General features: G+C 64.5%; 18 protein-coding genes. 12 read left to right on the top strand and 6 right to left on the bottom strand.

The genetic code is table 11. From position 1 onward, the window contains the following. Positions 1-63 precede the first annotated feature (63 nt). On the top strand, positions 64-525 hold the full coding sequence (locus tag JQX08_RS06170; protein WP_204915411.1) for a MaoC family dehydratase: 462 nt from the start codon (positions 64-66) through the stop codon (positions 523-525). A gap of 43 nt (positions 526-568) precedes the next feature. Here the strand turns inward: JQX08_RS06170 and JQX08_RS06165 are convergent, their stop codons facing one another. Then, positions 569-955, bottom strand: coding sequence for an alpha/beta fold hydrolase (locus JQX08_RS06165; RefSeq protein WP_204915410.1), 387 nt, complete (start codon positions 953-955; stop codon positions 569-571). 273 nt (positions 956-1228) lie between these two features. Here JQX08_RS06165 and JQX08_RS06160 point away from each other — a divergent pair, with 273 nt between their 5' ends. Together JQX08_RS06160 and JQX08_RS06155 are read left to right on the top strand one after the other, a co-directional pair. Beyond that, a complete protein-coding gene (locus tag JQX08_RS06160) occupies positions 1229-1726 on the top strand; it encodes a hypothetical protein (protein WP_205348190.1) in 498 nt (165 codons plus the stop codon). A gap of 215 nt (positions 1727-1941) precedes the next feature. Further along, a complete protein-coding gene (locus JQX08_RS06155; protein WP_204915409.1) occupies positions 1942-3102 on the top strand; it encodes a GGDEF domain-containing protein in 1161 nt (386 codons plus the stop codon). A 99-nt stretch (positions 3103-3201) separates the two neighbouring features. Here the strand turns inward: JQX08_RS06155 and JQX08_RS06150 are convergent, their stop codons facing one another. Both JQX08_RS06150 and JQX08_RS06145 read right to left on the bottom strand, forming a co-directional pair. Beyond that, positions 3202-4605 (bottom strand): MATE family efflux transporter, encoded by a 1404-nt coding sequence (locus JQX08_RS06150; RefSeq protein WP_204915408.1) that lies wholly within the window; start codon positions 4603-4605, stop codon positions 3202-3204. Between the two features lie 152 nt (positions 4606-4757). Next, positions 4758-5672 (bottom strand): LysR family transcriptional regulator, encoded by a 915-nt coding sequence (locus JQX08_RS06145; RefSeq protein WP_204915407.1) that lies wholly within the window; start codon positions 5670-5672, stop codon positions 4758-4760. A gap of 84 nt (positions 5673-5756) precedes the next feature. Here JQX08_RS06145 and JQX08_RS06140 point away from each other — a divergent pair, with 84 nt between their 5' ends. From JQX08_RS06140 to JQX08_RS06110, 7 genes are all read left to right on the top strand, one after another. Then, a complete protein-coding gene (locus JQX08_RS06140; protein WP_204915406.1) occupies positions 5757-6818 on the top strand; it encodes an LLM class flavin-dependent oxidoreductase in 1062 nt (353 codons plus the stop codon). Positions 6819-6881: 63 nt separating this feature from the next. Beyond that, the gene (locus tag JQX08_RS22190; protein WP_239482041.1) at positions 6882-7877 is read left to right on the top strand and encodes a flavin reductase family protein; all 996 of its coding nucleotides are present in this window, start codon (positions 6882-6884) and stop codon (positions 7875-7877) included. Between the two features lie 70 nt (positions 7878-7947). Continuing rightward, positions 7948-9348, top strand: a complete 1401-nt coding sequence (locus JQX08_RS06130; RefSeq protein ID WP_204915405.1) for an MFS transporter — start codon at positions 7948-7950, stop codon at positions 9346-9348. 11 nt (positions 9349-9359) lie between these two features. After that, positions 9360-9773, top strand: a complete 414-nt coding sequence (locus JQX08_RS06125) for a GFA family protein (RefSeq protein WP_204915404.1) — start codon at positions 9360-9362, stop codon at positions 9771-9773. A 56-nt stretch (positions 9774-9829) separates the two neighbouring features. Further along, complete coding sequence (locus JQX08_RS06120; protein WP_204915403.1) at positions 9830-10876, top strand: YeiH family protein; 1047 nt, start codon at positions 9830-9832, stop codon at positions 10874-10876. A gap of 120 nt (positions 10877-10996) precedes the next feature. Further along, positions 10997-12370: a DUF1329 domain-containing protein gene (locus JQX08_RS06115; protein ID WP_204915402.1), complete on the top strand. Its 1374-nt coding sequence runs from the start codon at positions 10997-10999 to the stop codon at positions 12368-12370. 145 nt (positions 12371-12515) lie between these two features. Continuing rightward, positions 12516-13379, top strand: a complete 864-nt coding sequence (locus JQX08_RS06110) for an MBL fold metallo-hydrolase (RefSeq protein WP_204915401.1) — start codon at positions 12516-12518, stop codon at positions 13377-13379. On the opposite strand, the gene JQX08_RS06105 is transcribed toward JQX08_RS06110, so the two are convergent. Next, positions 13376-15595 carry an ATP-binding protein gene (locus JQX08_RS06105; RefSeq protein WP_204915400.1) on the bottom strand — a complete coding sequence of 740 codons (2220 nt, stop codon included), beginning with the start codon at positions 15593-15595 and terminating at the stop codon, positions 13376-13378. The genes JQX08_RS06110 and JQX08_RS06105 overlap by 4 nt on opposite strands. A 23-nt stretch (positions 15596-15618) precedes the next feature. Beyond that, entirely contained in the window at positions 15619-16248 is a 630-nt protein-coding gene (locus JQX08_RS06100) for a response regulator transcription factor (protein WP_204915399.1), read from the bottom strand. 250 nt (positions 16249-16498) lie between these two features. Between JQX08_RS06100 and JQX08_RS06095 the strand changes: the two genes are divergently transcribed. Next, complete coding sequence (locus JQX08_RS06095) at positions 16499-19177, top strand: autotransporter outer membrane beta-barrel domain-containing protein (protein ID WP_204915398.1); 2679 nt, start codon at positions 16499-16501, stop codon at positions 19175-19177. 261 nt (positions 19178-19438) lie between these two features. Continuing rightward, positions 19439-20110 carry a MarC family NAAT transporter gene (locus tag JQX08_RS06090; protein ID WP_204915397.1) on the top strand — a complete coding sequence of 224 codons (672 nt, stop codon included), beginning with the start codon at positions 19439-19441 and terminating at the stop codon, positions 20108-20110. 220 nt (positions 20111-20330) lie between these two features. Here JQX08_RS06090 and JQX08_RS06085 read toward each other — a convergent pair whose 3' ends face one another. Then, on the bottom strand, positions 20331-20759 hold the full coding sequence (locus tag JQX08_RS06085; RefSeq protein WP_204915396.1) for a MerR family transcriptional regulator: 429 nt from the start codon (positions 20757-20759) through the stop codon (positions 20331-20333). Positions 20760-20872: the final 113 nt, after the last annotated feature.

Genomic DNA, 20872 nt, shown 5'->3' with positions numbered 1-20872 from the left:
CCACCAGGCTGCAGCGCTGGGCTCGATCGAGCGCAGCGCTGAACGGTCGTTTTGGAGCACCTGATGAACTATCACTACGACAACCTGAGCCAGTTCGTGGGCAAGGAACTGGGCGTCTCGCCATGGGCCACCGTGGACCAGGAGCGCATCGACGCGTTTGCCCACTGCACAGGCGACCAGCAGTGGATTCACGTCGATGTGGAACGCTGCAAGAGCGAAAGCCCATTCGGCACCACCATCGGCCACGGTTTTCTCAACCTGTCGCTTATGGGCGGCTTGATGATGCAGATGGGCGCGATGCCCGCCGGTATCAGTCGCCTGGTGAATGCCGGGGTGAACAACGTTCGATTCAAGACGCCGGTGCGCGCCGGTACTCGCGTGCAGGCCCGGGTGACGGTCAAGTCGGCCGAGGCAAAAGGCGAAGGGCGCATCCTGCTGACGCTTTTGGGGCAGCTTGAGGTGGAAGGCGAAACGGAACCGGCGCTGACCGCCGAATGCGTGACCATGATCTTCCGCGCATCCTGAGCGATGTAGCCAGTCTGAAAGTGGCTACAACACAACACGTGCGTCAGGGGTGTTGGCGAAACCAGTCGACGGCCAGCTCGACCAACCGCTGCGGCTGCTCCAACTGCACCCAGTGCCCACATCCTTCGATGCTCTGATAGGCCCAGGAGGCATCGACATAACGCTGCGAGTCGCACATCTGGCCTTCAGTTAGATAGGTGTCATCGCTGCTCCAGATGCCCAAGGTCGGTCGCTGGCAACGCGGCCAGGAGCCCAACAGAACGGGCAGCAGATTCGCGCGGTACCAGCTCAATGCGGCGGTCAACCGCCCAGGGCGCTCCATCTGCGTGATGGTCGTCTGCAGGTCGCGACCGCTCCCCACCCAACGGCGCAAGCCGCCGCCACACAGTAGGTAGAGCTCGGCCAGGCCACGTAACTGGAACCACAGCACATACAGGCCTTTGCTTATCTTCTACTCCAACCCTGACCGCCCGTAGCTCTGCGGGTGCCCGACGGCAATACGGCAGTGTGAACCTAAGCGCTAGACAGGCTGGATAGGCTCTGATTTTGGAGATGCTCAATGACCGCTTCTGGCCAGAAGCAGACCTTTAGAGCACGAAAAACCTGCCCCCTTAGCCGACGAGGCTAGCCAAGACCGAATACACTTTGTGCCCGACTACTCTGGGCCATGAACATGGCTGCATCGAACAAGGAACTCGCCTCCATGGCCTCCCCGGACAAACAGCAAAAACGTGCCCAACGGGCCAAAGCCAAGGCCAAGCAGAACCGTTCGGGCAAAGCCAAGGCCAATGTCGTGCATCCGCTTCTGGCCAATCCACTGGTCAACGAGCCATTCGATGATGTCGAAATCGACCTGAGCACCTTCGACTTCAAGGACATTGAAGAGAACGGTTTCGACCCGGCGGACTTCGACGACTTGTTCCAGGCGATGAAGGTCGGCGAAGGCATCAGCCTGCTCGCGATGTGCCTGGTGTTCCTGCAGTACCCGGTGTTGGAACTGGTGGTCGCCGAGGAAGCGGAAGACGCTGCCGTCGATTTCATGATGGGCCTGCTGATCGTCTATCGCGGGATCTTCCACGATGAAGACGAAGACACAGCAGTGAGCTGGGTCGGCGGCGATGCCTTCCAGACTGCCTACAACGAAGCGTCGATGATCCTGCAGAAAAAGTACGCTCGCGGCACCTCAAACGCACGAGGTTGACCCCACGCCGAGCAGCCACTTGGGCATCCTGCGCAGCCGGCTGCGTGAGCGTTGCCCAGCTGATCGGCCAGCGCCGCGCGGCGCGGTTGCATTGCCTTCCTGTGATATACGTGACGACGATTTACGATATTAAATAGCCATGCCAAATACGACGGGAGCGCCTGGAGATTGCGCTTCCTCGGCTCTTGTCACTGGCTCCCCACTGGCGCGAACCCATGGTCACAACTGTCATCCTCGGCATGCTCTGCGTGCACCTGCTGTGTTTCTGCGTGATGTTCCTGCTGATCAGCACACGGCTGAATGGCAAGAAAATGGGCATGGAAGTCTTTGCGTTGGGCAACTTTCTGCTCGGGCTTGCTTACGTTCTGCAGTTGCTGGGTGGCCCTGCAGGCTGGGGGTTGATGAGTGTCGTCAACCACACGCTGACGCTCTGCGCACCCGTCGCTTACGTCCTGGGTGCGCTGCGGTTCTTCGATCGCCCAACTGCCGTGTGGCGCCCGCTGCTGGCCCTGGCAGGTGGCTACACAGCGGTACAGGTACTGGTGCAGTCGACACTCGGCAGTGAGGCCCGTCATGCGTTGCTGGCGGGTTCGTGCGCGTCGCTGTTCCTGGTCATGACTGTGGCTGCGCTCTATGCCGGGCGAACCGTGGCCAAGGACCTGCGCGCCGAGATGCTGGTGTTTGCCGTCTTGATCGCCGGCATCTGCGTCCTGAACGCCGCGAAGATGGTGATGATCCTTTCCGGTGGCATGGAAGCACTTGATCTGAACAGCAGCTTCCAGCGGACCTTTTACATCTACATGTCGTTCCTGGGCACCGTACTGCCCCCGTGCGCTGTCTGGCTGGTGCTGCGCCGCCTCACCGATGAACTGCGCAGCATGGCCGCCCATGACCCGCTGACCCGCTTGCTGAACCGGCGCGGGCTGACGGATGGACTGGATGCACACTTCCGCTCCCGAACCGCCGGGCCCGCGTACCTGCTGATCGTGGATATCGATCACTTCAAAAGCATAAACGACACCTACGGCCACAAGGTGGGGGATCTCGTGCTCTGCCATGTGGCCCAAGTCCTCAAGGCCACCGCCCGCCAAGGCGATCTGATCTGCCGACTGGGCGGCGAGGAGTTCGTTGTCATCAGCCTGGACACCGACAGGGCCGGCGCCCTGCAATTGGCAGAACGCACACGTGCGGCGATCGAACACAGCGAAGTGCCTGGTGCCGACTCGGCTCGACCGGTTCGCTGCACCGTCACCATCGGCGTCTCGGCGCACTTCACCAGTACGCAGGCGCTCGACGAGTCCATGCAGCAAGCGGATGCCGGGCTGTACCGCGGCAAAGCTTCAGGGCGCAATCGCGTCGAATCGGCTCACGCGTAATCGATCGAGTTCTCTCCGCGATCAGGCTCAGCCGGTCGTGACTGTCCGCAAGCGGCCAGTCAGCGATAGCCCGCGCCGAATCAAACCGCAGTAGAACGCTCAGGTCGGCTGGATGCGCCGCATCAACGCGGCCGTGCTGCGCGGCCAGCTCACGCGGCCGAACCACGCCCCACCGGCGATCGTCGCGGTGATGACCAGGCCATACACCACGAACGCCGCGCCCTGGGCAGCGAACACGTGCATCAGGTTGCCGCCCCAGTGCAGCGCCAGCCAGCCGCCCAGCCCCGCCACCAGCAGCCGTGCGAGGTTGCCCAGCACCGGCCAGAACAGGCGCCCCGCGCCTTGCGAGGCGAAATGCAGCACCTGACCCAGGCCGAAGAAGCCGTACAGGGGACCGACCACCTGCAGGTATTGCGTGCCAGCCTCGAGCATTACCGGCTCGGTGCCGAACAGCGTCAGCCAAGCGAGCGGGAAGAATGCGGCGGTCAGGCCGATCGTTTCGGTGATCGCAAAGGTGATCGCCGCGCCGACCCACGCGGCCTTCATGGCGCGCTCTCGATCACCGGCACCGATACAGGTGCCGACCATGGCCAGCAGCGGTGCGCCGAAGCCGAAGGCCAGCGGCACCAGCAGGTATTCGAGCCGCGCGGCGGTGCCGTAGCCGGCGATGGCGTCCGGGCCGAATTGCCCCGCCAGAGCCGTGGCGATGCCGATCGACAGGTTGGTGGCCACGGTCGCGATCAGGCCGACCAGGCCAATCCGCAGGATGTCGCGAAACAGCGGCCGGCGCAGCTGCACGCCGATCAGCTTCGGCTTGAGCAGGCTGCGTGGCGAGCGCAGGTACAGCCACAGCACCAGCGTGCCGCCGAGGTAGTACAGCAGCAGCGCCACCGCGCCACCGGCGATGCCCATGCCGGGCAGCGGCCCCCAGCCGAAGATCAGCAAGGGCGACAGCGGGATCAGCACCACGGCCCCGGCGACCGTTACGTTGGCGGGCACCGCCATGTTGCCGGTACCGCGGATCACCGCGGACAGCGCGTTGAACAGCCACACCAGCACCGCACCGGCGAATACCCAGTGCGAGTAGACCAGCGCCGCTTCCAGCGACGCCCCGCTGCCGCCCATTTGCGTGTACAGCCAGCGCCCGCCGAGCAGCAGCGCCAGGGTGAAGGCCAGGCCGAAACCGAGCGCGATGAGCAGCGCGTGCAACACCAGCGCATCGGCGTCTTCCCGGCGGCGCGCACCGACGGCGCGGGCGATCGACGAGGCGATGCCACCGCCTATCGCCCCGGCCGAGCTCATCTGCATCAGCATGACGATCGGAAACACCAGCGCCATGGCGGCCAACGCATCGCCGCCGAGTTTGCCGACGAAATAGGTTTCGATGAGGCCGACCGAGGCCTGCACGATCATGACCAGGACGTTGGGCGCCGCCAGTCGCAGGACGGTCGGCACGATGGGCGCCTCCAACAGCAGGCGGGTACGCGGATCAATGGCGGTCATGGCGGTCCCTGTGGATTTATTGGTGGGGAGGACCTCCATTGGAGTGGCGGCAACGCAATGAGTAAAATGAATTATTGAAATTCAATCTATGCAGGGCATACATATCGGTATACCGCGCCAATCCGGTAATGACTTGCAGCGGACTGAGTTGCTCAGGCGCTCGCGCAGCGCTTTACCTCTTCGCGCAACCACTGCAAACCCGGATCGGCATCGAAGCGGGAATGCCAGACCGCCGCCAGTTCGGGCGCCGGGAAGTCGACTGGCGGCTCGTGGCAGCTGAGCCCAAAGGTGGCGGCGAACGCCTCGGCGATCGGCCCCGGCAGGTTGCAGATGTAGCCGGTCTGCGAGGCGATCACCGGCATCGCCATGAAGTTCTGCACCAGCACACCGATGCGCCGCGCCATGCCTTGCGCCTGCAGCGTCTGGTCGATGATGTTGCCATCGCGTTGATGGGTTTCGATCATCACCTGCGGCCGCTCCAGGTACAGCTCCAGCGGGAAGCGCCCGGGGGCCAGGCCTTCGCGCTGCCAGATCAGGGTAAGCAACGAAACGGTGGTAACCGCCTCGTAACGCAGACCCGCGCCGAGCGTCATCGGGGTGCTGATGACCAGGTCGATCTCGCCGCTTTCCAGCAACGCTGCAACCGTATTGTTCGGCGGCAGCGGCACCACCTCGATCATCACCCCCGGTGCCTCACGGGCGATGTGCTGGGTCAGCCGCGGCAGGATCAGGAACTCGACGAAGTCGCCGGAGGCGATGCGGAACTTGCGCTGCGCCGCGGCCGGCACGAACGGCGCGGTGCCTTGCAGCACGTCGTCCAAGCGGGACAGCGCGTCGCGCACCGGACCGATCAGTTCGGCCGCGCGGGCGGTCGGCACCAGGCCGCCGCGACCGATCACGAACAGCTCGTCGCCCAGGCGCTCGCGCAGGCGACGCAGCGCATGGCTGACCGCCGACTGGCTGAGCGCCAGGCGCTCGCTGGCGCGGGTGACGTTCTGGGTTTCCCACAGCGTGGCGAAGACCACCAGCAGGTTGAGGTCGAGGGTTCTGGTATTAATATTATGCATTCCTGGAATGCTACATATTCACTTCCTTCATCGCAAAGGCTTTGTTGTAGTGACTCGACAGTTCCCCTGCGCGAGACCCCCTCCATGAACAACAAGAAACCCCTGCAGATGGGTTGGTTCATTCCAACCATTGGCGACACCACTGCCTTCAGCGATCCGAGCAAAAGCATTCCGCAGTCGCTCGAGCATTTCGAGCGGGTCGCCTTCGCCGCCGAACAGGCCGGCTTCGATTACGTACTGGTCCCCGTCACGCCCTTCTGCTGGGACGCCTGGGTGACTGCCTCGTTCGTCATCGCCCGTACCCAGAAGCTCAAGGCGCTGATCGCGGTGAAACCCGGCTTCATCCACCCGGTCGCCCAGGCCAAGATGTTCGCCACCTTCGACCAGCTGTCCAAGGGACGCATCTACATCAACCTGATCGCCGGTCTCAGCGAGAAGGATGCCTACGCCGAAGGGCAGATCGTCTCCAAGGAATCCCGCTACGAACAGCTCGAGGAAGAAGTCGAGCTGATGAAGCGCCTGTGGACCGAGGAAGGCGTGGAGTACAACGGCAAGTACCACCAGGCCCACGGCGCGAAAGTCATCCCCGCACCGTTCCAACAACCGCACCCACCGTTCTTCCTCGGCGGTGGTTCGGAGCACGCGGCGGAAATTTCCGCCAAGCACTCCGCCGTCCACCTGTTCTGGGGTGACTACCCGGAGCGCATCGCCGAGCAGATCAAGGAGATGCGCGAGCGCGCCGCCAAGTACGGCCGCGGCGAGGAGATCGAGTTCGCCATGCGCCTGCAGATCATCTGCCGGGAAACCGAAGAGGAAGCCTGGGCCGCGGCCGACACGCTGGTCAACGGCGCCGATCCGGCCTGGACCGAACAGGTCAAGACCATGATGGCCGAGTCCGTTGCCAACCAGCGGATGAAGGAACTCTCGAAAACCGTCGGCCGCAAGATGACCCCGCACCTGTGGACCGGCATCACCGAAGTGCGCCCGGGCGCCGGGATTGCCGTAGTCGGCAACCCGCAGCAGGTCGCCGACCAGTTGCTGGCGTTCGTCGATGCCGGTTGCACGGGCTTCTGCCTGTCCGGCTACCCGCACCATGAAGAAGCCGAGCGCTTCGGCCGTCTGGTCATGCCGCTGCTCAACCGCTAGCCACTCCGATCCAACAACAATCAACCGCCGCCGACCCGTCCGGTGGCGGGGGAGTACCCATCGATGAACGCTTCCTTCGACCCCAAGCAGTTCCGCCAGGCGCTCGGCGCCTTCACCACCGGCGTGACCATCGTCACCACCCGCGGCCCGGATGGCCAGGACTACGGGCTGACCGCCAACAGCTTCAACTCGGTGTCGATTGACCCGCCGATGGTGCTGTGGAGCATCAACAAGGATTCCTCGTCGGCGCACGCCTTCACCGAGGGTTCGCACTTCGCCGTGCACATCCTCGCCACCGATCAGGAGCCGCTGTCCAACCGCTTCGCCAAGAGCGGCGCGGACAAGTTTGCCGAGCTCGAACTGCAACGCGGCCCCAGCGAGATTCCGCTGCTGGATGGCTGCTCGGCGCGTTTCCAGTGCAAGACCACCTACCAGTACGAAGGTGGCGACCACATCATCCTGGTCGGTGAAGTGCTGGCGTTCGACCGCTTCGACAAAGCGCCGCTGGTGTTCCACAGCGGCGGCTACCGGCGCCTGGTGCCGCCCGCCCCGCGTGGCCAGGAAAGCGTGATCTACGGCGAAAACTGGTTGGGCTTCCTGCTCGGTCGCGCCTACTACCAGCTGCAACTGCCGATCCGCCAGCAACTCAAGACGATGGGCATGCAGGACAGTGACTTCGAGCTGCTCGGCATCCTCAGCTTCAGCGAAGGGCGAACCCTCGACGAGCTACGCCAACTGTTCGAATTCACCGGCAAGGCCTTGGTCGAGGAGCAACTGGCGACCTGGCTGGAGAACGACCTGCTGACCCTCGACGAGCAGCGCGTGCTGTTCACCGACAAGGGCCGCCAGCTGGCGATCCAGTGGCTGGCTTTCGCCAAGGCCGCCGAGATGAGTGCCCTGGAGGGGCTCTCCTACGACGAAGCGCAGCAACTCAAGCTGCTGATCGGTCGGGTCATCCAGCACACCGGTGCCGAGCTGCCGGCGCACTGGCGCAAGGAAAACATCTGGCAGGACAACAACCTCTGGCAACAGGCCGACGCCACTCCGGCAGCGCGCTGACGCAGCACCGCGGCGGCCTGGCCGCCGCACGGTCGCGATTACAACAACAAGCCCTTGAGGTGAACCGTCGATGTCCAGCACCACGACTATCCAGGCGCCGGTCACGTCCTGCGCCACGCAACGCTTGCCCAGCCGCAGCCGAGCCAACTATGCCCTCGGCGTGCTGCTGCTCGCCTACGTCTTCTCGATCATGGACCGCCAGGTGCTCAGCCTGCTGGTCGGACCGATCCAGCAGTCGCTACACGTCAACGACTCGTGGATGGGCCTGCTGCATGGCTTCACCTTCGCCGCCTTCTACTCGCTGGCCGGTCTGCCGATCGCCCGACTGATCGACCGCGGCAACCGGCGCCTGATCATCACCGTCGGCATCGGCCTGTGGTGCCTGGCCACCGCCGCCAGCGGCCTGGCCACCGAGTTCTGGCACCTGCTGCTGGCGCGCGTGGGCGTGGCGGTCGGCGAAGCGGTGCTGCTGCCGGGCGCCGTGTCGCTGATCAGCGACCTGTTCGTCCCGGAGAAGCGCGGCCGCGCCCTCGGCGTGTTTGGCGCCGGCGGCCCGGTCGGCGTTGGCGGCGGTCTGCTCGCCACCGGCCTGGTGCTCGGCTACTTCAACGCCCATCCGCTGACCTTGCCCTGGCTCGGCGAACTGGCGCCCTGGCAGACCACGCTGATGTCGGTCGGTCTGCCGGGACTGTTCATTCTGTTGCTGATGATCGGCGTGCCGGAGCCGCGCCTGGATCGCGCCGGACGGACGACGCCGACGTCGGTGGCGCCGAGTGTGCCCCTCGATCAGGTGGTGGCATTCCTGCGCGCCAACCGACGCACCTTCGTCACCATCCTCATCGGCATGGGCTGCTACAACGCCGCGGTGTACGGCGGCGGTGCCTGGGTGCCCAGTTACCTGGTCCGCGAGTTCGGCTGGAGTTATGCCAAGGCCGGCACAGTGATGGGACTGATCATGTGCGTCAGCGCGCCGCTCGGTGTGCTCGGCGCCAGCTGGCTGGGTGAGTACTGGCGCCGCCGCGGCGTGGCCAATGGCAACCTGCGTGTAGCGGTGCTCGCCAGCGTCCTGCTGCCGCTGTGCGCCACCCCAATGCTGCTGGCACCCAGCGCGCCTATCGCGCTGCCGTTCCTGGCCCTCTCCGCCGCCTTGTGGGTCTGCCTGTTCGGCGTCGGCCCCGCGCTGATCGTCGAAATAGCCCCCGCGCCGATGCGCGGGCAGTTCATCGCCCTGTTTACCGGCGTGCTCAATCTGCTCGGCGTCGGCGTCGGCCCGCTGGCGATCGGCCTGATCACCGACTACGTGCTGATCGACCCCGCCGCGATTGGCTACTCGATCCTGATCGTCACGCTGATCGCCTGCGTCCTCGCCTGCCCGCTGTTCCTTGGCGCCCGGCACAGCTTCCAGAAATCCTCCCAGCAGGCGCGCACGTGGCAGCCCGCTGCGACGGCCGCGCCTAGCCTTTCCAATTGACGAGAACACTCATGAACAGCATCCAAGGCAGCTGCCTGTGCGGCGGCATCCACTACTCCAGCCACCTCGCCCCGCTGACCACCGCGGTCTGCCATTGCCGCGACTGTCAGAAACAATCCGGCAGCGCCTTCTCGGTCAACGTGCTGGTGCCGGCCGAAGGCTTCCTGGTCGAGGGCGCAAGCCTCGGCTGCTACGCCAAGGCCGGCGGTAGCGGCCTGCCGGTCAAGCGCTTCTTCTGCACCAGCTGCGGCTCGGCGCTGTACACCGAAGTCGCCGCGATGCCGGGCGTCATGGTGGTCAAGGCCGGCACCCTCGCCCAACCGGCTAGCGCCACGCCGAGCCTGCACCTGTGGTGCGCTTCGGCGCAGCCCTGGGTGGCCATCGACCGCAGCCTGCCGTGCTTCGAGCAGGCGCCCACCGAGTGAAACCCTGCGACCCGGCTGACGGCCCGCCGCAGCCGGTCGCGCACGAGACGAGCACCATGATCAAAGACGCGCACTGCGCTGCCCCTGTCAGCGTCCCCCGGCAGCTGCTGGTTCGCCTGAAAACCCTCGGCCCCGGGTTGATGGTCAGCCTGGCAATCGCCATGGCATCGGCCTTCATCGCCGACCACTACGGCGGCCCGACGCTGCTCTATGCGCTGCTGTTCGGCATGACCTGCCATTTCCTCGTCGAGGATGGTCGCTGCCTGCCCGGCATCGAGTTCGCTTCGCGGACCATCCTGCGCCTCGGCGTGGCATTGCTGGGCGCGCGCATCACCCTCGAGCAAATTGGCTCGCTGGGCCTGGAAACTGTGCTCGCCGCCGTGCTGGCCGTGGCCGCAACCATCTGCGTCGGCTGGATCAGCGCGCGTCTGCTCGGCCAGCGTGCCGATTTCGGCGTACTCACCGGTGGCGCGGTGGCGATCTGCGGCGCTTCGGCAGCGTTGGCGATTTCCGCGGTGCTGCCCAAGCACGAGAACAGTGAGCGCGACACCCTGCTCACCGTGGTCGGCGTCACCGGCCTGTCGACCGTGGCGATGATCACCTACCCGATCCTCTGCAAGCTGCTCGGCCTCGGCCCCGAGCAGACCGGCATCTTCCTCGGCGGTACCATCCACGACGTGGCCCAGGTGGTCGGCGCCGGCTACATGATCTCGCCGGCCACCGGCGACATCGCCACGGTGGTCAAGCTGCTGCGCGTCGCCCTGCTGGTGCCGGCTGTGATCGTGGTGGCCTGGCTGTTCCGCCGCCAGCAGGCGGCCAGCCAGAGTGGCAGCGAGTGCCAACGGATTCCGATGGTGCCGGGCTTCCTACTCGCCTTCGTGGCGCTGGTGGCGATCAACAGCACCGGCGTGCTGCCACACAGCCTGACCGAAGGCATGGGCGATCTGTCGCGCAGCTGCCTGGTCATGGCCATCGCCGCACTGGGCGTGAAGACCTCGCTGCAGAAACTCGCCTCGGTTGGCTGGCGCCCGATCGCCCTGCTGGTCGGCGAGACGCTGTTCCTTGCCGTGCTGGTGATAGGCCTGCTTTACCTGGCTCGCTGAAGCGCCCCGGCTCTGCACCTGATTTTTCTTTGCCAATCCCCCAAACACCCCACCGGCCGTGACGCTGTCACGGTCGCGCAGGTGTGCATTCAAGCGATTGCAAAACTTGAGAGCGACTAGATGAAAACAACAAGAACTCTGATGCAAACCGGCGCCCTGGCGCTGTCGCTGCTGGCCACGACCGTGATGGCAAAGGTCTCTCCCGAGGAGGCCGCGCAGCTGGGCGATACGCTGACGCCAATCGGTGCAGTCAAGGCGGCGAACGCCGACGGCAGCATTCCGGCCTGGACCGGTGGCCTGCCGACCACGGCGGGCGCAGTGGACAGCAAGGGCTTCCTGAGTGACCCGTTTGCCAACGAGCAGCCGTTGTTCGTCATCACCGCAGCCACCGCCGACAAGTACCAGGACAAGCTGTCTGCCGGCCAACTGGCGCTGTTCAAGCGTTACCCGGAAAGCTACAAAATCCCGGTCTACCCCACCCATCGCACCGCTGCACTGCCGGCCGACATCTACGCGGTCATCAAGGCCAGCGCGGTCAAGACCGAAGAAGTGGATGGCGGCAACGGCCTGAGCGGGTTTGCCGATTCCCGTTACTACGCGTTCCCGGTGCCGAAAAACGGCATCGAAGTGCTGTGGAACCACATGACGCGCTATCGCGGCGGCAATCTCCATCGCCTGGCAACTCGCATGCAACCGCAGGCTGACGGGTCGTTCAGCATGATCCAACTGGAGGACGAGTTCTCCTTCCCCGGTAGCCTGCCTGACTTGGACAAGCGCAAAGCCGACAACATCCTCTTCTTCTTCATCCAGCGCGTGACCGCACCAGCCCGCCTCGCCGGCAACGCATTTCTGCTCCACGAAACCATCGATCAGGTGAAGGAGCCGCGCAACGCCTGGGCGTACAACGCCGGACAACGGCGTGTGCGACGTGCGCCGCAAGCAGCCTACGACAGCCCAGTCGCTGCCGCCGATGGCCTGGCCACCGCAGACAACTTCGACATGTTCAACGGCGCACCTGACCGCTACACCTGGCAACTGGTCGGCAAAAAGGAGCTGTACATCCCGTACAACAGCTACAAGCTCGACTCACCGGCCCTCAAGTACGCCGACATCATCAAGGCCGGCCATATCAACCAGGACCTGACGCGCTACGAACTGCACCGAGTCTGGGAGGTGGTGGCCACGGTCAAGCCAGGCGAACAGCACATCTACGCGACGCGCCATATGTACTTCGATGAGGACACCTGGCAACTGGCAGAAGTGGATCATTACGACGGACGCGGCCAACTGTGGCGCGTCGGCGAAGGGCATGCCCAGCAGTACTACCACAAGCAAGCACCCGGCTATACCGCCGAGGCCCTGTATGACCTGCAGTCCGGCCGCTATTCGGTATTCGGCCTGAAGAACGAAGAAAAACGCAGCATCGAATTCGGTGCCGTCACTGCGGCAAGCAACTACACCCCTGCCGCATTGCGCCAGGCGGGCATTCGCTAGTCTCGCAAGCCGAGTTGAGCGTGGTCTTTGGCGGCCATCCAGCCGCCTTTTTTCGTGACCGGTCACGCGGCTGTCTGGTCATGCCCTTCGCGGCACTGACGATGACAGAGCTCGCAGGCATCGCTTGGGTCCAGGACATTCAGCCATGACATCCACTGTCGAAGCCTTCTTCGATCCGCGCAGCAACAGCTTCAGCTACGTAGTCAGCGACCCGCACAGCGGATGCTGCGCGATAATCGACCCGGTGCTGGACTACGATCCGGCGGCCGGGCGCATCTTCCATGCCTGCGTCAACCGATTGATCGCCCATGTGTATGAACACGAGCTCAGCGTCCAGTGGGTGCTGGACACCCACGTGCATGCCGATCACCTGTCAGCCGCCGTGGTGGTCCAGCAGACGCTGGGCGGCCGGCTGGCGACTGGCGCCGAGATCACCACGGTGCAAGCAACTTTCGCCGAGCTATTCAACCTTGGCGACGAGTTCCCCCGCGACGGCAGCCAGTTCGACCGGCTGTTCGCCGATGGCGATAGCTTCCAGGTCGGCGGCCTGCCGGCCCGCGCCATCCATACACCAGGGCACACGCCAGGCTGCGTGAGCTACCTGATCGGTGATGCCGTGTTTGTCGGCGATGCGTTGCTGTTGCCGGACCACGGCACCGCGCGCTGCGATTTTCCCGGCGGCGACGCCCGCACGCTGTTTGCCTCGGCCCGCAAGCTGTTTGAACTGCCGGACCGCACGCGCCTGTTTGTCGGCCACGACTACCAGGCGTCCGGCGGCGACGCAGTGCACTGCGAAACGACTATCGGCGCGCAACGCCGGCACAACCTGCACGTGCGCGAGGGCGTTTGCGAAGAACAGTTCGTTCGCCTGCGCGCCGCGCGGGACGCAGACCTCAGCCTGCCGGTGCTGATGGTGCCCGCGATCCAGACCAACATCCGCGCCGGTCATCTGCCCACGGCGGGGAACCTCGACGGGGATTACCTGCCTCCCCCCAAGGCCCTGCGTTAACCTGGCGGCGCCGCTTCTGCGGCGTCGTCCAGATAGCGGATAAGCGCTGCCTCGAGCCGCTCGATCCCCGCCGCGAGCGCGTTGACCGGCGCCAACACACTGTTCCGTGCGGCGCCGGATCGACAAGCCGCCTCCAGCGCCTCGCACAAGGCCACCAGTTCGTCGGCGTTGAGCAGCCGCGCGCCGCCTTTGATCTTGTGCGCCTGTGCCGCCAGGGCAGGCCAGTCGCCGTCGTCGACAAGCTCAAGCGCCGTGGCAAGGTCCGCACGATTGGCGCGCAGGCTGCCCTGCAGCAACTCACGGGTGATCGTACGGTCGCCACCAGTCAGCGCATCCAGTGCGCCGAGGCGGCAAACCGCTGGCGGTACGACCGGCAACGCCAACGCTTCCAGCCGCTTGCGCAGCCGATCGAGGCTGACCGGTTTGAACAGGCAATCGTCCATGCCGGCCTGCTGACAACGCAGCAACTCCTCTGCCTGGGCGTTAGCGGTGCAACCGAAGATCGTGCAGGCCGGTTGCCCGCAGCCCTGTTCGAGCCTGCGCACTTCCTGCGCCAATGCGTAGCCGCTGAGGCGCGGCATGTTGCAATCGGTGATCAGCAGGTCGAAGTGTTCCTGGCGCCAGAGCTCCAGCGCCTGAGCACCGTCAGTCGCCGTCTGCGTGCGATGGCCGAGGTAGCCTAGCTGCTGGGCGAGCAGCAGCCGGTTGGGTGCATGATCATCAGCGATCAGCACGCTCAGCCGGCGCGGCGCGAGCGACGGCACGTCGGCTGGCGTCGTGTCCGCGGTGGCTGCAGGCAAGGCCGGCAAACGCGGAAAGGTCAGGTGTACCGTGACCTCGGTGCCCTGCCCCGGCTGGCTGCTGAGCTCAATGCGGCCGCCCATCATTTCCGCCAGCGCCCGGCAGATGGCCAAGCCCAGCCCGGTGCCGCCGCGCGATGCCTGTCCAGGCTCGCGCACCTGCATGAACGACTCGAACAGCAGCCGCTGCGCCGCCGCGCTGATACCGATGCCGCTGTCGCGCACCTGGACCTGCAGATGGAGGTTTTCGGCGTCGTCGGCATCGACGCGCAGCGCGACGCGCACGCCGCCCGTTTCGGTGAACTTGATCGCGTTACTGATCAGGTTGCCGAGAATCTGCTTGAAGCGCAGCGGGTCGATCAGCACGTCAGTGGCGGCCTCGGCCTGAACATCCAGCTCCAGGCCAAGCTGCTTGTCCCGCGCCAGGCCGGCAAACACTTTGACCACCGAGCTCGCCAGCTTGCCTGGATTGCCGCGCTCCGGCGCCAGGCTGAAGCGCCCGGCCTCGATCTTGGCGATGTCGAGGATGTCGCCGAGCAGCGCCAGCAGCGAGTTTGCCGACTCGTAGGCCACCTCGATCGGCTCGCGCTCCCAGACGCCCTCCTCTGCTCGACGCAAGGTCAGTTCGAGCATGCCGATCACCGCACTGATCGGCGTGCGTATCTCGTGGCTCATGGTGGCCAGGAAGGTGCTCTTCGCCTGGCTGGCCTGATCGGCCTGCTCCTTGGCGATCCGCAGCGCCTCGAGCAGACGATGCCGCTCGGTGACGTCGACCCAGCCACCGACCATGCCGGTCACCGCCCCGCTGGAATCCCGGTTCGGCACCAGCCAGGCATAGACCTCGATTGATCGCCCGCCGATCTGCAACTGCAGATCGGCGAACTGCGGCTGCTCCGAGGCCAGCGCGTCGAGATAGCGCTGCTGGTAGCGCTGCGCATCGGCCGGAGAAAACCAGTTCGCATCGACGATGCGTTTACCCAGCAGCTGCTCGCGGGTCGTCTGCAGCGCCTCGCACAAACTGCGGTTGGCGCTGACCAGGCGGCCCTCGCGGTCGCGCACATAGACCGGTTGCGGGATGCCATCGAACAGCGCTTGCTGGAAGGCCAACTGATCGCTGAGCGCGCGTTCGACCGCCTGGCGCTTGCGCACCTCGCGGCGCAGTCGCCAGTTCCAGACGAGGATCAGGGCCAGGGCTAGCACCCCAAGGGCGAACAGTCGGTAGTTGTGAATGCCGCGCCGCGCCCAGGGGTCCACCTCGGCCTCGACCGGCGCTGCGCTAGCGCTGATGCTGGACGCCAGGTTCGACACGCCGCTGCCTGTCGCCAATGCAGGGTTGGCCATGGTCGCGGAACTGGCCATCACGGCAACTGCAGCAAGCAGCGCGAGCAGCCAATGCCGCAAGGTGGAAGTCCGCATGCCACGTCCTCCCAGGGCGAGGTTCACAGGCTTTGCGCGTTGCGCTTGGCGAACTCGAGCAGGTCGACCAACGTGCGCGCCTTGAGCTTGAGCATCAGGCGCGTCTTGTAGGTGCTGACCGTCTTGTTGCTGATCAGCATCTCGTCGCCAATTTCCTTGTTGCTCAACCCGGAGGCCAGGTACTTGAGCACGGCGACCTCCCGGTCGGACAGGGACTGCAGCATCACCGAATCGTCGAACACCCCGTCGCTGAGACGCACCGAAAGCAGCGTGGCATCCGGGAAGTACTTGTTGCCGGCCAGCACCGCCTTGGCCGCTTCCGCCAGCTCACTGAGGTTGTTGCCCTTGGCGACGAACCCCGACGCCCCGGCCAACATGCAGCGGCTGGCGTAGATCGCCGGGCTCATCGAGGTCAGCACCAGAATCCGCGGGGCCGGCTGCAAGCTCTGCAGCCGCTGGATGACTTCCAGGCCGTCGAGCTTGGGAATGCCGATATCGAGCAGCACCAGCTCCGGACGCAGCTCGCGGGCCAGGCTCAGCGCCTCGACACCGTTGTCCGCTTCCCCAGCCACCGCGTAGCCGGCGCGCTCCAGCAACAGCCGCGCAGCGAAGCGGATCATCGGGTGATCGTCGACGATCAGCACCCGGCTCATCGCCAGGCTCCCCGGCGGGCCTGGTAGTGGCGGCGTAGTTGTGTAGTGAGAGCTTGCATGCCCTGAAGCGTAGAACGGCTGGCGCAGGCGGCAACAGCGCTCGGCGCGCGCTTCACGCAGAACGGCGAAGCAACGGCGCCGCGTTCGGAAATTTCCTACAAGCGCGCAGACGCTGCCTACAGAACGCTCTCGGCTGACCTGCAAACCTGTCGCCCTCAGTCACTGACGCTGCATGCGATGGGAGACAGCCATGAAACATCCGTTCCGCAAATCGCCGTTAGCCGTGGCCGTCGCCACGTTGTTTGCAGTACTCGCCTGTGAACCGGCTCGTGCGGCCAACCTGATGGTCGATGGTGGACAGCAGACCGTCAGCGGCCAGACCTTCGAGAGCGCGACCGAGGGTACCGTCAAGATCACCAATGGCGGGCGCCTTGAGGCCAATGATCTGAGCATTCACAACACCGGCAGTTGGGCGACCCACTACGGCATCTTTGTCGACAAGAACAGCCAGCTGGACGGAGACGGACTGCGGGTCACGTCCACCGGCGCCGCCAGTATCAGGATCAGCTCCGGCGCCAGCGCCAAGCTGAGGAACTCCGAAATTGGCAACGGCATCATGGTTCTGGATTCAAGCAGTAACCTCGACCTGAGCGACAGCAAGGTGTTCGGCGGCGTCGTGGTTTCTTCGCAAGGCGTCGCCAGTCTCGACAAGGTGATCATCGAAAACTCGGCGACCAACGGCGCCGGTGTCTCGGTCGCCAACGGCAGCCAGATGTCCGTCCGCAATAGCTCGCTGAGCGTCTCCGGGACCAACGGGGTCGGGATCAATGCCCAGACGGCCAGCGCCGCTGGGCAGAACAGCAAAGTCATTGCCGACAACGTTCAGATCGAGGTCGACGGCCTCAACGACGGCACGCGCGGGGGCACCCATGGCGTGTTCGCCCGCGCCGGCGGCATGGTGGAGATCAGCAACAGCCAGATCACCACCCGCAGCGCCGCGAGCAACGGCTTTACCGCCACGGGCAGCACGGCCTACTCGTCGACACCATCGACCATCACGGCGAAGAACGTGTCCGTCGAAACCACCGGCCAATCTTCACACGGCCTTGCCGTGGCCAGTGGTGCGCAAATCAGCCTGCAGGACAGTCAGGTCGAGGCCAAAGGCACCAACGCCCATGCCCTGCTGGCGACTGGCAAGGGCAGCAGCGGCCAGGACAACCAGGTCAGCCTGGCCAACAGCGATCTGTACGCCAGCCAGGCCAGTGTGATCCGCGCCGATGCGGCCCAGTTGGCGCTGCAGGTGACCGGCAGCAATATGAAGAGCAACACCGGCATGCTGCTGGATGCCATGAACAACAGTACCGTCACCCTGAACAGCGACGGGCCGACCCATCTCATCGGCGACATCCGTGCCGACGGTACCAGCCGGGTCGACCTGAGCATGAACGGTGACGGTCTCCTGAGCGGCAGCGTGAGCCACGGCGGGGCCTTCAGCCTGTCAGGACAGTCGGCGTGGCAGGTTACCGGCGACTCCGACGTCAGCGCGCTCGACTTGCACGACGGTCGGGTGGCCTTCGCGCCCGGGACGGCGTTCAAGACCCTGACCGTCGATGGCGACCTGAGCGGCAACGGCCAGTTCTTCATGAACACCGATCTGGCTGCCGAGCAGGGCGATCTGCTGAAGGTCAATGGCCAGGCGCTGGGACAGCACGAGCTGATCGTCGCAGACTCCGGCCACGAACCGAGCGCCAGCGGCCAGCAACTGATGCTGGTCGATACCGCCGGTGGCGACGGCCGCTTCAGCCTCTACGGCGAGCATGTCGACGCCGGCGCGTTCCGCTACACCCTCGAGCAGCAGGGCGACGATTGGTATCTGCGCAACACCGCGGCCGTGCCGGTGACGCCGATAGCACCCGTTGAGCCGCTCGAGCCGCAAGAGCCGGTAGCGCCAGGCACACCAGACCTTCCCTTGAACCCAGTTACACCGAGCACCCCGCTTGCACCCAAACCACAGCACCTGAGCACCGGCGCCAACGCCGCACTGGCCAACGTTGCGGCGACGCAGACCTTGTGGAGCGCGGAAATGAATGCACTGGCCAAGCGCCTGGGCGAACTGCGCATGGGCGATGACGACGGCGGCGTGTGGGTGCGCGGCATCCACAAGCGCTACGAGTTCGGCGAACACTCCAGCCGGGCCTTCGACCAGGATGTATCGGGCATGGAAGTCGGCGCCGACACGGCGATCCAGCTAAACGGCGGCAAGCTGTTCATCGGCGGCATGCTCGGCATGGCGCAATCGGATACCGACTTCGGCGAAGGCGCCAGTGGCAAGACCGACAGCAAGTTGGTCGGCACCTATGCCACCTATCTGCACGACAGCGGTTTCTACGTCGACGGAGTGTTGAAGTACAACCGCTTCGACAACGAGATCAAGTCGACCAGCAATCTCGGCGAGCGCGTCACCAGCAACTACGATGCCGACGGGATCGGCATGGACGTTGAAGTCGGCAAGCAGTTCAAGCTGCAGGATGGTTGGTTTGTCGAACCGCAACTGGAGCTGACCGCCACGCGCACCAGTAGCGACGCGTACACCGCCAGCAACGGCTTGCGGGTTGAACCCGGGGATGTCGACTCGCTGCAGAGCCGGGTCGGCACCCTGCTCGGGCGCAACCTAAAGCTGTCGAGCGGCCAACAGCTGCAGCCCTACGCCAAAGTCTCCTACGTGACCGAACACGGCAGCGACAGCGAGGTGACGGTGAACGATCACCGCCTGGACAACGCTCTGCCCGGCGACCGTACCGAACTGGGCGCGGGGGTGATCGTCCAGCTCAGCGCGAAACAGAAGGTGTACCTGGATATCGAGCACGCCAGCGGCGATGACCTCGAAGAGCCTTGGGCGGTGAACCTGGGTTACCGCCACCTCTGGTAGGTGTTGCCCCACGCGCTCCACCGCCAAGAGCGCCGGAACCACGGGGGACGGAGCTCGCTCAGCTCCGCTCCCGTCCGATGCGGACATCCGATTCCTACAAACCAAACAAGCAGCGACCGGGCCGTACCGAAAGGTCAGTGAGTTCTATTCAGGGATGCAGTCAGTTCAACGTCTATATTGAGACGACGATACCGACGCAGATTCATTTCCGCAGCCAGGCACTGGCGGAGAATCACCAGAACCTTTTCAGGAAGGCTGGGCATGGGTCACTTATTCGACGCGATTACTCTGGGGCTGCTGGCATTGCTGCCCTTGATCAACCCACCCACGACAGTGGCACTTTTCCTCGCGCTGTCCCAAGGACTCAGTCGCGAAGAAAAGAACCAGCAGGCGCTCCTGACGGCAGTTAACGTCTTTCTCATCATGATAATTACCTACTACGTAGGCGCATTGATCATGGATATCTTCAATATATCCATACCGGGATTGCGGATCGCGGGCGGCGGCATTCTGATAATAATTGGCGCACGAATGTTATTCCCTCAACCGCCACAGCCCTCTGTCGCTCGCAACGAGGCCGAGCGCGCCAGTTTCGCGTTCGTCCCGCTGGCCATGCCCAGCACGGCTGGGCCGGGGACTATTGCGTTGATCATCAGTGCGTCCTCGGCCCTCAAGCACAACACGACCTTTCCCGCGTGGGTCATACAAGTAGCGCCGCCATTAATCTTTCTGGCAACCGCATTAATACTCTGGGGTTGTTTGCGCGCTTCAGACTTGATCATGAAGGTCACTGGCCGATCAGGGATTGATGCGGTATCCCGCATCATGGGCTTCTTGCTCGTATGCATGGGCGTTCAATTCGCCATCAATGGCTCGCTGGAAATCGTGCAAACCCTCATCAACAACAACATTCAATTACTGCGAAATTCATAAACCCTGCAAAGCTGACTACTTACATACTTCCGCCAATTTCAAATATTTTTCCACTCGCTTGTCTTGTCGGTCATTCAGGTTGGGATATCCACGGCCAGAAGATACGACGACACATCCCTGAGCTCGGAGCAAAGGGTACTGCCTTGCTCTTTATCGCTTCAGATGTGGGGGATCGGCCGCTAGCAGACACGCCGAAGTGTCTGCCTTACTGCCTCCCGCATCAGCGCTTGGCCGCGCCCGCCTCTCCCCGCTCGCGCCACCCCGCGAGCATGCGCTGGGCGTTCTCCTCGCAGCCCATGCCTTCCGGCTTGCCCTCGATGCCGGCGATGACCTCCAGCAGTCGCGCGCGGTTGTGCGCCAGGCGCTGCTGCATGGCGTCGATCTCGGTGACCTTGCGCCGCAGGCTATCCAGCAGGCGGTCGTGGTTATCGCTGCGCTGGGCCGGGTCGGCCATCAGCTTGCGCATCTCCTCCAGGCTGAAGCCGGACTGCTGGCCACAGGCGATGACCTCCAGCGCATGCAGGGTCTGCTCGGAATAGTCGCGATAGCCATTGCCCAGGCGCTCGGCGCTGATCAGGCCGCTGGCTTCGTAGAAGCGGATGCGCGAGGCGGCCAGGCCGCTGCGCCGGGCGAGTTCGCCGATTTTCATTTTGTGGGGCTCCCCTATTGACCTTGAAGTTGACTTTAACCTTAGGCTCTACCACGACACAGCCCCCGTCGTCGTCCGGCCATACAAAACCGATGCACGGCGCCCACCTTCCG

The organism is Zestomonas insulae (assembly GCF_016901015.1).
Lineage (GTDB): Bacteria > Pseudomonadota > Gammaproteobacteria > Pseudomonadales > Pseudomonadaceae > Aquipseudomonas > Aquipseudomonas insulae.
Note: the sequence above shows the minus strand (reverse complement) of the source record. Positions and strands in the feature narration are given on the sequence as shown.